Source organism: Streptococcus sp. k-163 (assembly GCF_013277555.1).
In the GTDB taxonomy this organism is placed as follows: Bacteria; Bacillota; Bacilli; order Lactobacillales; family Streptococcaceae; genus Streptococcus.
The window spans coordinates 1-14,270 of record NZ_VMND01000023.1 but is presented as its reverse complement, the minus strand read 5'-3'; the positions used below and the strand labels follow the sequence as shown (position 1 = coordinate 14,270).

The following is a 14,270-nucleotide window of genomic DNA, read 5'->3' as shown; positions in this document are numbered from 1 at the left end:
CTTAGTCACCTAAACCGCTAAAATCAACTTTAGGTACTACCTTTTCCTCTTCTGGTGTTTGAAGGAAATCTGCTGCTTTAAATCCAAACATTCCAGCGATGATATTACTTGGGAAAGTTTCTAATTTTACATTATAGTTGCTGACAACACTGTTATAGAGTTGACGAGAGTAAGAAATTTTATTTTCTGTGTTTGTCAACTCCTCTTGCAATTTAACAAAGTTAGCACTAGCTTTCAAATCTGGATAGCTTTCTGCAACTGCAAAAATACCTGAAACCTGACGAGTAAGGGCATCACTAGCTTTCATAGCTTCTGCTGGTGAAGTCGCTGCCGCCACTTGGTTACGCAGTTCTGCTACCTTTTCAAGGGTAGAACCTTCATATTTGGCATAACCTTTTACAGTTTCAATCAAGTTTGGCAAGAGATCATTTCGACGTTTCAACTGAACATCAATCTGACTCCAAGCCTCCTTTGTTTGCATACGATTCTTAACCAAACCGTTATAGCTAACAATCACAAAAATAACAATAAGAGCGATAACTCCAAGAATAATCCAAGTCATTTTTATAATTCCTTTCTGTTTTTAGATTAGTACCAGTATATCAAATTTTTAATGATTGTGGTAAAATAAGATGATACTAAAGAAGGAAATAACTATGAAACCAGAAACATTTTACAATTTGCTTGCCGAGCAAAATCTTCCACTTTCGGACCATCAAAAAAAACAATTTGAACGTTATTTTGAGCTCTTGGTTGAGTGGAATGAAAAGATTAATTTAACAGCCATTACAGACAAGGAAGAAGTCTATCTCAAACATTTTTACGATTCGATTGCACCCATTCTTCAAGGTTTGATTCCCAATGAAACTATCAAACTTCTTGATATTGGAGCTGGAGCGGGATTTCCTAGTCTACCAATGAAAATACTCTATCCTCAGTTAGATGTGACTATCATTGATTCACTCAATAAGCGCATTAACTTCCTCCAACTCTTGGCTCAAGAACTGGATTTGCACGATGTCCATTTCTACCATGGACGTGCAGAAGACTTTGCCCAAGACAAGAACTTCCGTGCTCAATATGATTTTGTAACGGCTCGTGCGGTTGCCCGCATGCAGGTTTTGTCTGAATTGACTATTCCCTACCTTAAGGTTAGCGGAAAACTATTGGCACTCAAGGCCAGCAATGCGCCTGAGGAGTTATTAGAAGCTAAGAATGCCCTCAACCTCCTTTTTAGTAAGGTCGAAGACAATCTCAGCTACGCCTTACCTAATGGAGATCCGCGTTATATCACAGTGGTGGAAAAGAAAAAAGAAACGCCAAATAAATATCCACGTAAGGCTGGCATGCCCAACAAACGCCCGCTTTAAACTTTTTAGTAAAAAAATATTTACAAAGTTTGTAATTTTTGCTATACTATCACAAGCAAAGGTTTTTAATGTCATCCCGTGAGGTGACGAAGACGCAGAAATATTTAAAACTCTTTAAAGTCTAGATTTTAAAGAAGTCTTACTCTGAGGGCCTATTGCTGTAAAATAATGGGCTCTTTTTTGATGCCCAAAAGTGAGGTTTATATGAAACAAGAATCAACTGTTGATTTGTTACTAGACGTTGACCAACGTCCTTCAGCTGGCAAAGGAATTCTCCTTAGTTTCCAACACGTTTTCGCCATGTTCGGTGCGACCATCTTGGTACCATTGATTTTGGGAATGCCTGTATCTGTTGCCCTTTTTGCTTCAGGTGTTGGAACACTCATCTACATGATTTCAACTGGTTTTAAAGTTCCAGTTTATCTAGGTTCTTCATTTGCCTTTATCACAGCTATGTCGCTAGCTATGAAGGAACTAGGAGGGGATGTATCAGCTGCACAAACAGGGGTTATCCTTACAGGTTTTATCTATGTCCTTGTGGCTGCAAGTGTTCGTTTTGCGGGTACAAAATGGATTGATAAACTCTTACCACCAATCATCATCGGACCTATGATCATCGTTATCGGTCTTGGACTTGCAGGTTCAGCTGTTACCAATGCGGGGCTTGTAGCTGATGGAAATTGGAAAAATGCTCTTGTAGCAGTTGTTACTTTCTTGATTGCTGCATTTATCAATACAAAAGGAAAAGGCTTCCTACGAATCATTCCATTCCTCTTTGCCATCATCGGTGGTTACCTCTTCGCGCTAACTCTTGGCTTAGTTGACTTTACACCAGTTCTTAAAGCTAACTGGTTTGAAATTCCTGGTTTCTACTTGCCATTTAGCACAAGTGGTGCCTTTAAAGAATACAATCTTTACTTTGGTCCAGAAACCATCGCTATCTTGCCAATCGCGATCGTAACCATTTCTGAACATATCGGAGACCATACTGTTTTAGGTCAAATATGTGGCCGTCAATTCTTGAAAGAACCAGGTCTTCATCGTACTCTTCTTGGTGACGGTATTGCAACTTCTGTTTCTGCCTTCCTTGGTGGACCAGCCAATACAACTTATGGAGAAAATACAGGAGTTATCGGTATGACTCGTATCGCTTCTGTCTCAGTTATCCGTAACGCTGCCTTTATCGCAATTGCCCTTAGCTTCCTTGGTAAATTCACTGCCTTGATTTCAACTATTCCAAACGCTGTACTTGGTGGTATGTCAATCCTTCTCTATGGGGTTATCGCCAGCAACGGTTTGAAAGTCTTGATCAAAGAACGTGTTGATTTCGCTCAAATGCGTAACCTAATCATCGCAAGTGCTATGTTGGTCCTTGGACTTGGAGGAGCTATCCTTAAACTTGGTCCAGTTACACTTTCAGGTACTGCCCTATCAGCCATGACAGGAATCATCTTGAACTTGATCTTGCCATACGAAAATAAAGACTAAGAGTTTAAACATATCAAAAAACGAGCATTTCCAATTACGGAAGTGCTCATTTTTCTTCTTTCTAAAAAAGGAAAGCCCTTCGCCTTCCTTTGTATTACTTACGTTTCTTCTTCGCTTTTTTCATTTTATTCGCCATGCGTTTCATGGACTGTTTCATGGCAAATTCACCGATTTTACCTTTGAGTCCGCCACCAAACATCTGGCTCATATCTGGCATTCCTGCTCCTCCGAGAGCTGACAGGTCAGGCATACCGCCTTGTCCCATCATTCCTTCAAGGGCAGACATATCCATTCCTCCCATATTTGGCATATTTTTAGGAAGGTTGTTTGGATTGATTACCATCTGCTTCATCATCTTGTTCATATCACCAGACATAACACCCTGCATGAGTTGTTTAGCTTGGTTAAAGTCTTTGATGAATTTATTGACTTCGACAAATGTATTTCCAGAACCAGCTGCGATACGACGGCGACGGCTAGGATTTAACAAATCTGGATTTTCACGTTCTTCAGGTGTCATGGAAGATACAATAGCACGTTTGCGAGCAATCTGGCGCTCATCCACTTTCATGTTTTGAAGGGCTGGATTGTTGGCCATACCTGGAATCATCTTGAGCAAGTCTTCCATTGGCCCCATGTTTTGCACCTGATCCAACTGATCAATGAAATCATTAAAATCAAAGGTGTTTTCACGCATCTTCTCAGCCATTTCAAGGGCTTTTTGCTCATCGTATTCCTGAGAAGCTTTCTCAATTAAGGTCAGCATATCCCCCATGCCAAGGATACGGCTAGACATACGGTCTGGGTGGAAGATTTCAATGTCCGTAATCTTTTCACCCGTACCAGTGAACTTGATTGGTTTTCCAGTAATGTGACGAACAGATAGAGCCGCACCACCACGAGTATCCCCATCAATCTTGGTAAGAATAACACCAGTCACTTCCAGCTGAGCATTAAACTCACGCGCAACATTTGCCGCTTCTTGACCAATCATGGCATCAATGACGAGCAAAATTTCATTTGGTTGAGCCAAGGCTTTCACGTCACGAAGCTCATTCATGAGGAGCTCATCAATCTGCAAACGACCTGCCGTATCAATCAAGACATAGTCATTATGATTGGCTTGGGCTTGTTCCAAACCTTGACGTACAATCTCAACAGCTGGTACTTCTGTTCCAAGTGCAAAGACAGGCACATCAATCTGTTGCCCCAGTGTCTTCAGCTGATCAATGGCAGCTGGACGGTAAATATCCGCCGCAATCATCAAGGGACGAGCATTTTCTTCCTTCTTGAGTTTATTGGCCAATTTACCTGCAAAAGTTGTTTTACCAGCCCCCTGCAAACCGACCATCATGATAATCGTAGGAATCTTAGGTGACTTGATAATCTCTGCTGTATCAGAACCTAAAACAGCTGTCAATTCCTCATCTACAATTTTAATAATCTGTTGCGCTGGGTTAAGGGTATCAATGACCTCATGTCCGACTGCACGCTCACGAACTTTCTTAATAAAGTCCTTTACAACAGGCAAGGCAACGTCAGCTTCGAGCAAGGCCAAGCGAATTTCTTTGGTTGCCTCTTGAACATCAGACTCTGAGATTTTTCCTTTTTTACGTAGATTTTTAAAGACGTTCTGCAAACGTTCTGTTAAACTTTCAAATGCCATGTTTCTTCCTCTTATTCTCTATTATCAATGCTTGTTAAAATTTCTATCTGCTCCTGCAGAAAGTCATCCTTGGGATAGCGCTCCAAAATCTGATCAAAAATCTGACTGCGGACAATGTAGTCCGAGTACATGTGCAATTTCATCTCATAATCTTCCAGAATCTTTTCTGTCCGCTTGATATTATCATAGACAGCCTGACGACTGACGCCGAACTCTTCAGCAATCTCAGCGAGGCTGTAATCATCAGCGTAGTAGAGCTCTATATAATTCATTTGCTTATCTGTCAAAAGCGCTGCATAAAATTCAAAGAGCGCATTCATACGATTGGTTTTTTCGATTTCCATAACTTTTATTATACCAAAAATTAGCCTAATCTACCACACTAGCAAGCTAATCCGAGAAGATAGCCAGGTAAATTTGAAAAAGACATGAGCCTAGCCCCAAGTAATTTCCAATTGATAGCTGGCAAAGGGATGTCCCTCTTGATTTTGTAGTTGATAATCTAGTTCAATCTTTTGCCCATCAACTTGATAATGGCTCGTTTGGATGATAAACTCCTGCATGCCCATTGGTGTAGGAATATAGGCCAAACTATCACTATCCTTTAGGAAGCGCATAATGGTCTTGGGATTGGAAAAACGACTCATCACTAGTTCTTGATCATGAAATTTAATCACTACTTTTTCCTTTTCCTCATTGTAAAAAAGCAGATAGCTATAATCTCCCTTTTCATGCACTTCAACGTCATAAAGCTGGTCAATCACTTCCAACTGCTCATCAAACTGAATCCTATTTCGCATCCGAATCTTCACATCAAGTCCTCTTTCTTCTCTCTTGTTCTACTATTTTACCAAAAACTCTAGCTTTTTGCTATAATGGTCATATGAACGAAAAAGTATTCCGTGACCCAGTTCACAACTACATCCATGTCAATAATCAAATCATCTATGACTTGATTAATACAAAAGAATTTCAACGTTTGCGCCGTATCAAGCAACTAGGAACTTCCAGTTATACCTTCCACGGTGGGGAACACAGCCGCTTCTCCCATTGTCTAGGAGTGTATGAGATTGCACGACGTATCACGGAGATTTTTGAAGAAAAATATCCTGAGGAATGGAATCCTGCCGAGTCTCTCTTGACCATGACCGCTGCTCTCCTACATGACCTTGGACATGGTGCCTATTCCCATACTTTTGAACATCTCTTTGATACAGACCATGAAGCCATTACTCAGGAAATTATCCAAAGTCCTGAGACAGAGATTCACCAAGTCCTGCTACAAGTGGCGCCAGATTTCCCAGAAAAGGTAGCCAGTGTCATCGACCACACCTATCCTAATAAGCAGGTCGTGCAACTCATTTCCAGTCAGATCGATGCGGATCGCATGGACTATCTCTTGCGCGACTCCTATTTTACAGGAGCTTCATACGGAGAATTTGACCTGACTCGCATCCTCCGAGTCATTCGTCCTATCGAAAATGGAATCGCCTTTCAGCGTAATGGCATGCATGCCATCGAAGACTATGTCCTCAGTCGTTACCAGATGTACATGCAGGTCTATTTCCATCCAGCAACACGCGCCATGGAAGTTCTCCTGCAGAATCTTCTCAAACGCGCCAAGGAACTCTACCCTGAGGACAAAGATTTCTTTGCACGAACTTCTCCACACCTCCTGACTTTCTTTGAAAAAAATGTGACCTTGTCTGACTATCTGTCTCTGGATGATGGTGTGATGAATACCTACTTCCAGCTCTGGATGACCAGTCCTGACAAGATTCTCGCAGACTTATCGCAACGCTTTGTCAACCGCAAGGTCTTTAAATCCATTACCTTTTCACAAGAAGACCAAGACCAACTCGCCAGCATGAGAAAATTGGTTGAGGATATCGGTTTTGATCCCGACTACTACACAGCCATTCATAAGAACTTTGACCTTCCTTATGATATCTATCGTCCCGAATCTGAAAATCCGCGGACACAGATTGAGATTTTACAAAAAAATGGAGAACTGGCAGAACTCTCTAGCCTGTCTCCCATCGTCCAATCCCTTGCTGGTAGTCGCCACGGAGATAATCGTTTCTACTTTCCGAAAGAAATGTTGGATCAAAACAGCATCTTCGCAAGTATTACCCAGCAATTTTTACACTTGATTGAGAACGATCATTTTACCCCAAATAAAAACTAGAAGAGGAAATTTATGAGTATTAAACTAATTGCCGTCGATATTGACGGAACCCTAGTCAACAGCCAAAAGGAAATCACTCCTGAAGTCTTTTCTGCCATCCAAGATGCCAAAGAAGCTGGTGTCAAAGTCGTGATTGCAACTGGCCGCCCTATCGCAGGTGTTGCCAAACTTCTAGACGACTTGCAGTTGAGAGACCAAGGTGACTATGTCGTGACCTTCAACGGTGCCCTTGTCCAAGAAACTGCTACTGGCCATGAGATTATCAGCGAATCCTTGACCTATGAGGATTATCTAGATATGGAATTTCTCAGTCGCAAGCTCGGTGTCCACATGCACGCCATTACTAAGGATGGTATCTACACTGCCAATCGCAATATCGGAAAATACACAGTGCACGAATCAACGCTCGTCAGCATGCCCATCTTCTACCGCACCCCTGAAGAAATGGCTGACAAGGAAATTGTCAAATGTATGTTTATCGATGAACCAGAAATTCTCGATGCTGCGATTGAAAAAATTCCAGCCGAATTTTACGAACGCTACTCCATCAACAAATCGGCTCCTTTCTATCTCGAACTCCTTAAAAAGAATGTGGATAAGGGTTCAGCTATTACTCACCTAGCTGAAAAACTTGGATTGACCAAAGATGAAACCATGGCTATCGGGGACGAAGAAAATGACCGTGCCATGCTAGAAGTCGTTGGCAACCCCGTTGTCATGGAAAATGGAAATCCAGAAATCAAAAAAATCGCCAAATACATCACTAAATCTAACGATGAATCCGGCGTAGCCCATGCCATCCGTACATGGGTACTGTAAAAGTGAAGAATATACGAAAACCGCTCAGCAGAGCGGTTTTTGATGTATAATTACTGCCCCCTGCAGGAATCGAACCTGCAACTACTCCTTAGGAGGGAGTTGTTATATCCATTGAACTAAGGGAGCTAGATAAAAACTCTGCTGAAAAGCAGAGTTTTTTAGTCGAATTAACGACGGATTTCTTTGATACGAGCTGCTTTACCTTGAAGAGCACGCAAGTAGTACAATTTCGCACGACGTACTTTACCGTAACGAACAACTTCGATTTTTTCAACACGTGGAGTGTGGATTGGGAAGATACGCTCAACACCTACACCGTTAGAGATTTTACGAACTGTGTAGTTTTCTGAGATGCCAGCACCTTTACGTGCGATAACAACACCTTCAAAAATCTGGATACGTTCACGGTTACCTTCGACAACTTTCGCGTGTACACGAACAGTGTCACCAGGACGGAATGATGGGATATCTGTACGAAGTTGACCTTCAGTCAAGCTTTGGATTAATGGATTCATTTTATTCTCCTATCTTTGTCAATCTTGAGGAACCTTCCTCAGCGGATAAACTGTATTTTTGTGCGTCCATTACACACAAGATACAGTTTACCAAATTTCCACAAAAAAGTAAAGAAATTTATAGCAGAATTCCTAAAAAAATCGCAACCAAACCACCTAGGTAGGTCAAAGCTAAATAAGAATAAAATACCTTCTTATCACTTAGCAACCTTTGGAGTTCGTCATTCAAGGTCGAAAAAGTCGTTAAACCGCCACAAAATCCTGTTGCTAAAATAGCATAGACTTCCTTAGACTCCACATGATTGTAGAATAATCCAATCAAAAAACACCCTAAAAGATTGGCTATAAGCGTTCCGAGGGGCAATTTAGATGCTTGATTATAGCGGGAAAAGAAATAGCGCACTATGGCTCCGCAGCCACAAGCAATTGCAAGATAGACGATTACCATTTCTTCCTCCCTAAATAGTAAGCTAAAAGCAGTCCTCCACCGATGCTCAAAAGCAAATACAGGACTAAACTAAGATAACGCCCTGTATCAAGTAATTTTACAGCATCAAGCATGAGACTGGAAAAGGTTGTCAAACCTCCACAAAAACCTGTACCCAGTGCTAAAATAACACCTTTACTTGTCCCCTTATAGACTAGATATCCCTTGACAAGGTAAATCAAGCAGAAAATGCCTAGATAGTTAACAAGAAGGGTGCCCCAAGGAAAGTCAGGACTGGCTGGTAACCAAGTGGAAACTAGGTAGCGAACCAATCCGCCCACCATGGCAGCTAGAAAAATTCCTAGCGGATAAAATTGTTCTTTTTTCATTTGATATTTTGATCCTGATAATCACGCGAACGTTTGAGTATGTCCGAAAATGTTGCGACAATAGTCTCCTGATAGCGCTTGTCCTCTACACGATTTCTGACCTTTTCAAAAATAACTGCTTCTCTCTTGGTATCTAAAATCGGTTTCCCTGAAGCCTTCTTATAAGCGACAACCCCTTCAACTAAATGCATTCTTTCTTCTAACAGTTTGACAATTTGGTCGTCGATTTGATTAATCTCTTGCCGAATACTATCTAAATCCATACAGTCTCCTCCTTTATTTGAATTATTGTATCAAAAAGCCACCAAATAGGCTAGTAAAATCCCAAGTCACGATAAGAAAAATGCACTGATTGATTGCATCAGCGCACGTTTATGCTTATCCTACTTTAGCAGCCAATTCTTCTGCGAATTGTTCCAAGCGTTCAATGTCTTCTTCCTCAGCAGAAAGATCAACTTTAACACACTCTGAACCTTTTTCTGCTCCTGTTGACACAAAAACACGGTCAAAGTCATCAACAGCCTTACAGAATTCATCATAGAAGGTATCACCTGAACCGACCACTCCGTAGATTTTACCATTCAAGTTGAGATCTGCTAGATCTTCGTAGAAGTCCATCATCTCATCTGGCAATTCACCGTCACCATAAGTGTAGGTCGCAACGATAGCGATGTCTGCTTCCAAGAAGTCTGAGGCGTCAACAGTTGTACATTCATCAACATCGACATCCAAGCCCAAGTCACGTAATTTGTCTGCTACAATATCTGCAATTTCTTCGGTATTACCGGTCATACTGGCAAATACAATTTTTGCTAATGCCATATCGTCCTCCTCAATTTATCTTTCTCCATTATATCACATCTTTTTCATTTTAAAAATAAAAATTCTTGTGCTACAATGAAATGAGAAAGAATTGAGGTTATTTATGGAAATTTGCCATCAAATTTTAGAAAAAATTAAAGAATACGACACGATTATCATTCACCGTCATATGAAACCAGACCCTGATGCATTGGGAAGTCAGGTGGGATTGAAAGCTCTTCTCAACCATCATTTCCCAGAAAAAACCATCAAAGCCGTTGGTTTTAATGAACCAACTCTTACTTGGATGGCTGAAATGGATCTTGTTGAAGATAGTGCCTACCAAGGCGCCCTTGTCATCGTCTGTGATACGGCGAATACTGCTCGTATCGATGATAAGCGCTATAGCCAAGGTGACTTTCTCATTAAAATTGACCACCATCCAAATGATGATGTATACGGTGACCTATCTTGGGTGGATACTAGTTCAAGTAGCGCTAGTGAGATGATTACCCTATTTGCCCAAACAAATCAACTGGCCTTGTCAGATCGCGCTGCTGAGTTGCTCTTTGCAGGTATTGTTGGTGATACAGGTCGCTTCCTTTATCCTTCTACGACTGCACGCACTCTCCGCCTTGCTGCTTATTTGAGAGAACATAACTTTGACTTTGCGGCTCTCACTCGCAAAATGGACACTATGAGCTACAAAATTGCTAAACTTCAAGGCTACATCTATGACCATCTGGAAGTGGATGAAAATGGTGCTGCTCGCATTATCCTGAGTCAGGAAATCTTAAAACGATTCAATGTCACCGATGCTGAGACTGCTGCTATTGTGGGAGCTCCTGGTCGGATTGACAGCGTCAGTCTCTGGGGAATTTTTGTGGAACAGGTTGATGGCCACTACCGTGTTCGCTTACGTAGTAAAATCCATCCTATCAATGAAATTGCCAAAGAACATGATGGAGGAGGCCACCCTCTAGCAAGTGGTGCCAATTCCTATAGCCTAGAGGAAAACGAAATCATCTACCAAAAGTTAAAAAACTTGCTTAAAAACTGATAAAACACTTGCCAAACTTTTCAGAATCTGATAGACTAGTATGGTAACAATCTATGGCTCGCAAAGAGACCATGGCAGAAAGGAAATATTGCAAAATGAAAAAAGATATCCATCCAGAATATCGCCCAGTTGTCTTCATGGACACAACTACTGGTTACCAATTCCTTAGCGGTTCAACAAAACGCTCTAACGAAACAGTTGAGTTCGAAGGCGAAACTTACCCATTGATCCGTGTGGAAATTTCATCAGACTCACACCCATTCTACACTGGACGTCAAAAGTTCACTCAAGCAGATGGACGCGTGGATCGTTTCAACAAAAAATACGGTCTCAAATAATGATAAAAAGACAGCTTCGGCTGTTCTTTTTTTGTTTCTTGAAATTAACTGCTGTTTTCATATTCCAGACTCATACTCTTCGAAAATCTCTTCGGTAATTTAATGTTAGTAGATTCATACTAACAATAGACATTTAAACCCAAAATTGATAAAATAGGAAAGAAAATAAGATAAAAGGAAACTGTAAATCACCATGATGAACATGCAAAATATGATGCGTCAAGCACAAAAACTTCAAAAACAAATGGAAGAAAGTCAAGCTGAACTTGCTGCTATGCAATTTGTTGGCAAATCTGCTCAAGACCTTGTTCAAGCTACCTTAACTGGAGATAAGAAAGTTGTCAGTATTGACTTCAATCCAGCCGTCGTTGACCCGGAAGACCTTGAAACTCTTTCTGATATGACTGTTCAAGCCATCAACTCTGCTCTTGAACAAATCGATGAAACGACTAAGAAAAAATTAGGTGCTTTCGCAGGGAAATTGCCATTCTGATAAAAAAGGCTCTATAATATTTATAGTGGGTAAATCCCTTATAGATATTATGGAGCCTATTTTGATGTAGAAAAAAGTTCCATAAAATCTATAGTGAAAAGCGACCAAGCCATCATTAGAAAGAATCCTATGGAACAATTACATTTTATCACAACTGCTTGATATTGAAAACTTTTTTCTCATACTAAGCCCTAGACGCTAAAATCATTCTTAATCTTTTTTACCATTTGTTATTATACTCCTAAATTCCGGCTAAAACAGTCCACCAGACTGTTCTACTTCAATACTTAAGGCGAATTGTAAATCATGCCAAACCATGAAGCAATTTAATCAAAGATTTCATTAGTACATGGTCATCAACCCCTACTAACAGCATAGTAGTGAACTATTGTATCGCCGACTTTTCGTATGTGCTTAACTACTAAAGAGATTATAGAGACACTCTTGAGTTGCTAATAAGAATTAAAGCACCACTATAATCTCTTACATTTTTACTTCTATAGTAAAGTTTTGCGTACTCATTGAGAAGAATCTAGATCTAGCTAATCCTCGCTTTCAGGCTTTTTTTAGAATCTTTCTAAAGAAAGCATCTACTCCCTTCAATTACCTTATTCCAACGTAAAATTAGGAGAGAATAATAATCTTATCCAATGCAATACCTTTGATTTTCGAAACTTTGACAACTTCAAAAAACAGACTTTCACAATTCGCAATATCAAAAAAAGAAAGGACAAAATTTGCCCTTTCTAGATCTTATCTTTGCTTCAATCCATTACAATGGATAAAGAACTCAATTTCTTATAGGTAAAGGAATTTGAAAACAGCTACTGCTGCAATTGCTGCTGCGATAGGTGCTACTACTGGTACCCAAGAATACCACCATTTTGAATCACCTTTGTGCTCACCAAGAACTGATTTTGGAAGGAAAGCATGAAGGAGACGTGGACCAAAGTCACGGGCTGGGTTCAAGGCAGGTCCTGTAGGTCCACCAAGTGATGTTACCAAGGCCATAACGAGGAAACCAAGTGCCAAATGAGCAATTCCAAGACCTGATGTCATAAATGGCGCTACTTGTTCTTTAGCTTGTTCAAGTGCTGCTGTTACTTGTTCTTGAGGAATTGTTTGACCTTGAGTAGTTGCTTGAGCAACTTGAGAATTGATAGCCGCTTGCGCTTTTGACACTAGTTCAGCACCAAAGAAGTGTTTAGTTAAACCAAGCGCTGCAAAGAAAAGGACAAATGAACCAACAAACTCGTTTACAAAACCATTAACAGTTGCTGCAAAGCGTGATTCTTTTGAACCATTATCCAAACTTGAAATTGTTGAGAAAGTACCCAAGATGTTGTTTGGATTTTCAGTTTTCAAGTAGTATGGGCGGTGTGTTGCCACAACCAAGGCTTGGCCAAAAATAGCACCCAAAACTTGTGCGACGATATAAGGCGCAACTTGTGCCCAAGGGAATAGACCGCTGACTGCAAGTCCAAGAGTGAAGGCTGGGTTGATGTGGTTTCCAGATACGTTACCAAACATCAAGGCAGGAATCATAACCCCCATACCGTAACCAACAGCGATAACGATCCAGCCACTTTGGTGACCTTTCGTACCTTTAAGTTCAACGTTGGCAACTGCACCATTTCCAAGAATGATCAAAAGAGCAGTGGCCAAAAATTCAGTGGCATATTTAATTGCCCATGTGAAATCCATTTGATAGATTCTCCTTAAAATTTTTTAGACAATCATTATTCTATCAATTTTTACATCTTTTAGCAACTACTTTCCTGAAAGATTATGACAGAAAACGATTCCAAATCTTATAAACTAATCTTTGTTTTCAAGATATTACCAATTCATTAGATTATCTATGCTAGTCTGATTCTTTTAAGTCAATTCCTTCTAATATATAGTATAGGGAATAAGATATGTCCTTCGCCATTCACCAATAATACAGACATAGTTTTATTCGCTACCATAACCTGTATTCTCCACTCTATATTGGAATCAGTCTAAAGTTTGAACTGTCTGGAGGAGATCTTCAGAGTGTGAGTGTCTGTTAGATTTGGAAAGATATCAAAATAAAGGACATACTTGCCATTAGTAGCCTCTTGAACATTATATCCAAGCTTGAGCTGACTATTTTACATATTGTCTTACTTGATCATCAAAAAAGTATAGTAAAATGAACTAAAAAAGTACGCAAATTTGCATAACCTTCTTATGATATATTCATTAGGTTTTCGTAAAAAAGTTCTCGCCTATTGTGAGCGAACAGGAAGTCTAGCAGAAGAATCACACGTTTTCCAAATCTTACGCAATACCATTTATGGCGGGTTATAGCTAGAAAGAGCAAAAAAAGTATCACCATGTTGCGATACTTTTTTCGAGACTCTTTTGTCTTTGTCTATTTCAATCTACTATACATCAAAAATCAAAATAGTATAGAAAAACGCTATTTCTGTACTGATCCCAAAAAGTTGGACAAATAATTATTGAAAGGATTTAGTTCTGTATTGGACAGGACTAAGTCCTTTTAGTTTTACCTTAATTCGTTTGTTGTTGTAGTAATCGATATAGTCTATAATGGCTTGTTCCAATTGATTAAGTGATTTAAAGTTTTTCTCATGGCCATAAAACATTTCGGATTTTAAAATGCCAAAGAAAGATTCCATCATACCGTTGTCTGGGCTGTTGCCCTTACGTGACATGGATGCTTGAATTC

18 protein-coding genes, 1 tRNA gene and 3 pseudogenes are annotated in these 14,270 nt (G+C 40.1%); 9 read left to right on the top strand and 13 right to left on the bottom strand.

Annotation, left to right across the window (positions count from 1 at the left end):
- Position 1: 1 nt before the first annotated feature.
- Positions 2-562, bottom strand: coding sequence for a LemA family protein (locus HT731_RS08465; protein ID WP_033680397.1), 561 nt, complete (start codon positions 560-562; stop codon positions 2-4).
- A 94-nt stretch (positions 563-656) separates the two neighbouring features.
- On the opposite strand from HT731_RS08465, the gene rsmG reads away from it, so the two are divergent.
- Positions 657-1,370, top strand: a complete 714-nt coding sequence (rsmG, locus tag HT731_RS08460) for a 16S rRNA (guanine(527)-N(7))-methyltransferase RsmG (protein ID WP_061759751.1) — start codon at positions 657-659, stop codon at positions 1,368-1,370.
- 204 nt (positions 1,371-1,574) lie between these two features.
- Positions 1,575-2,858, top strand: a complete 1,284-nt coding sequence (locus HT731_RS08455) for a solute carrier family 23 protein (protein ID WP_061759759.1) — start codon at positions 1,575-1,577, stop codon at positions 2,856-2,858.
- 94 nt (positions 2,859-2,952) lie between these two features.
- On the opposite strand, the gene ffh is transcribed toward HT731_RS08455, so the two are convergent.
- The 3 genes from ffh to HT731_RS08440 form a co-directional block, all read right to left on the bottom strand.
- Positions 2,953-4,524 (bottom strand): signal recognition particle protein, encoded by a 1,572-nt coding sequence (ffh, locus tag HT731_RS08450; RefSeq protein ID WP_173278527.1) that lies wholly within the window; start codon positions 4,522-4,524, stop codon positions 2,953-2,955.
- A gap of 11 nt (positions 4,525-4,535) precedes the next feature.
- Positions 4,536-4,868, bottom strand: a complete 333-nt coding sequence (locus tag HT731_RS08445; protein WP_000402066.1) for a putative DNA-binding protein — start codon at positions 4,866-4,868, stop codon at positions 4,536-4,538.
- Between the two features lie 90 nt (positions 4,869-4,958).
- A complete protein-coding gene (locus HT731_RS08440) occupies positions 4,959-5,336 on the bottom strand; it encodes a DUF1934 domain-containing protein (protein ID WP_101776652.1) in 378 nt (125 codons plus the stop codon).
- A 71-nt stretch (positions 5,337-5,407) separates the two neighbouring features.
- Between HT731_RS08440 and HT731_RS08435 the strand changes: the two genes are divergently transcribed.
- Both HT731_RS08435 and yidA read left to right on the top strand, forming a co-directional pair.
- On the top strand, positions 5,408-6,712 hold the full coding sequence (locus HT731_RS08435; protein WP_173278525.1) for an HD domain-containing protein: 1,305 nt from the start codon (positions 5,408-5,410) through the stop codon (positions 6,710-6,712).
- A gap of 12 nt (positions 6,713-6,724) precedes the next feature.
- Positions 6,725-7,531: a sugar-phosphatase gene (gene yidA / locus HT731_RS08430; RefSeq protein ID WP_173278523.1), complete on the top strand. Its 807-nt coding sequence runs from the start codon at positions 6,725-6,727 to the stop codon at positions 7,529-7,531.
- Between the two features lie 54 nt (positions 7,532-7,585).
- Here the strand turns inward: yidA and HT731_RS08425 are convergent.
- The 6 genes from HT731_RS08425 to HT731_RS08400 all read right to left on the bottom strand — a co-directional run bounded on the left by HT731_RS08425 (position 7,586) and on the right by HT731_RS08400 (position 9,684).
- Positions 7,586-7,657, bottom strand: a tRNA-Arg gene (locus HT731_RS08425).
- A gap of 41 nt (positions 7,658-7,698) precedes the next feature.
- Positions 7,699-8,046, bottom strand: a complete 348-nt coding sequence (gene rplS / locus HT731_RS08420) for a 50S ribosomal protein L19 (protein WP_001068669.1) — start codon at positions 8,044-8,046, stop codon at positions 7,699-7,701.
- A 118-nt stretch (positions 8,047-8,164) separates the two neighbouring features.
- Entirely contained in the window at positions 8,165-8,494 is a 330-nt protein-coding gene (crcB, locus tag HT731_RS08415) for a fluoride efflux transporter CrcB (RefSeq protein ID WP_173278521.1), read from the bottom strand.
- The gene (crcB, locus tag HT731_RS08410) at positions 8,488-8,862 is read right to left on the bottom strand and encodes a fluoride efflux transporter CrcB (protein ID WP_173278519.1); all 375 of its coding nucleotides are present in this window, start codon (positions 8,860-8,862) and stop codon (positions 8,488-8,490) included. The genes crcB (HT731_RS08415) and crcB (HT731_RS08410) overlap by 7 nt, the downstream gene beginning before the upstream one ends.
- Positions 8,859-9,125, bottom strand: coding sequence for a chorismate mutase (locus HT731_RS08405; protein ID WP_173278517.1), 267 nt, complete (start codon positions 9,123-9,125; stop codon positions 8,859-8,861). Before HT731_RS08405 ends, crcB (HT731_RS08410) begins: the two co-directional genes overlap by 4 nt.
- A gap of 115 nt (positions 9,126-9,240) precedes the next feature.
- Positions 9,241-9,684, bottom strand: a complete 444-nt coding sequence (locus HT731_RS08400; protein ID WP_001162128.1) for a flavodoxin — start codon at positions 9,682-9,684, stop codon at positions 9,241-9,243.
- Between the two features lie 103 nt (positions 9,685-9,787).
- Between HT731_RS08400 and HT731_RS08395 the strand changes: the two genes are divergently transcribed.
- The 4 genes and pseudogenes from HT731_RS08395 to HT731_RS09465 form a co-directional block, all read left to right on the top strand.
- On the top strand, positions 9,788-10,723 hold the full coding sequence (locus HT731_RS08395; RefSeq protein WP_173278515.1) for a bifunctional oligoribonuclease/PAP phosphatase NrnA: 936 nt from the start codon (positions 9,788-9,790) through the stop codon (positions 10,721-10,723).
- 95 nt (positions 10,724-10,818) lie between these two features.
- Positions 10,819-11,061 (top strand): type B 50S ribosomal protein L31, encoded by a 243-nt coding sequence (locus tag HT731_RS08390; RefSeq protein WP_000710764.1) that lies wholly within the window; start codon positions 10,819-10,821, stop codon positions 11,059-11,061.
- A gap of 193 nt (positions 11,062-11,254) precedes the next feature.
- Positions 11,255-11,554: a YbaB/EbfC family nucleoid-associated protein gene (locus HT731_RS08385; RefSeq protein WP_173278513.1), complete on the top strand. Its 300-nt coding sequence runs from the start codon at positions 11,255-11,257 to the stop codon at positions 11,552-11,554.
- 396 nt (positions 11,555-11,950) lie between these two features.
- A pseudogene (locus HT731_RS09465) lies at positions 11,951-12,362 on the top strand (hypothetical protein); the annotation flags it as partial.
- Here the strand turns inward: HT731_RS09465 and gla are convergent.
- Together gla and HT731_RS09460 are read right to left on the bottom strand one after the other, a co-directional pair.
- Positions 12,353-13,258 carry an aquaglyceroporin Gla gene (gene gla, locus HT731_RS08380; RefSeq protein ID WP_173278511.1) on the bottom strand — a complete coding sequence of 302 codons (906 nt, stop codon included), beginning with the start codon at positions 13,256-13,258 and terminating at the stop codon, positions 12,353-12,355. The pseudogene HT731_RS09465 and the gene gla overlap by 10 nt on opposite strands.
- Before the next feature lie 138 nt (positions 13,259-13,396).
- Positions 13,397-13,722: pseudogene (locus HT731_RS09460) on the bottom strand (IS5/IS1182 family transposase); the annotation flags it as partial.
- Between the two features lie 46 nt (positions 13,723-13,768).
- On the opposite strand from HT731_RS09460, the pseudogene HT731_RS08375 reads away from it, so the two are divergent.
- Positions 13,769-13,885: pseudogene (locus HT731_RS08375) on the top strand (IS630 transposase-related protein); the annotation flags it as partial.
- A 152-nt stretch (positions 13,886-14,037) separates the two neighbouring features.
- On the opposite strand, the gene HT731_RS08370 reads toward HT731_RS08375, so the two are convergent.
- Positions 14,038-14,270 (bottom strand): IS3 family transposase (locus HT731_RS08370; protein ID WP_173278508.1); only part of this gene is annotated, 233 nt, incomplete at its 5' end.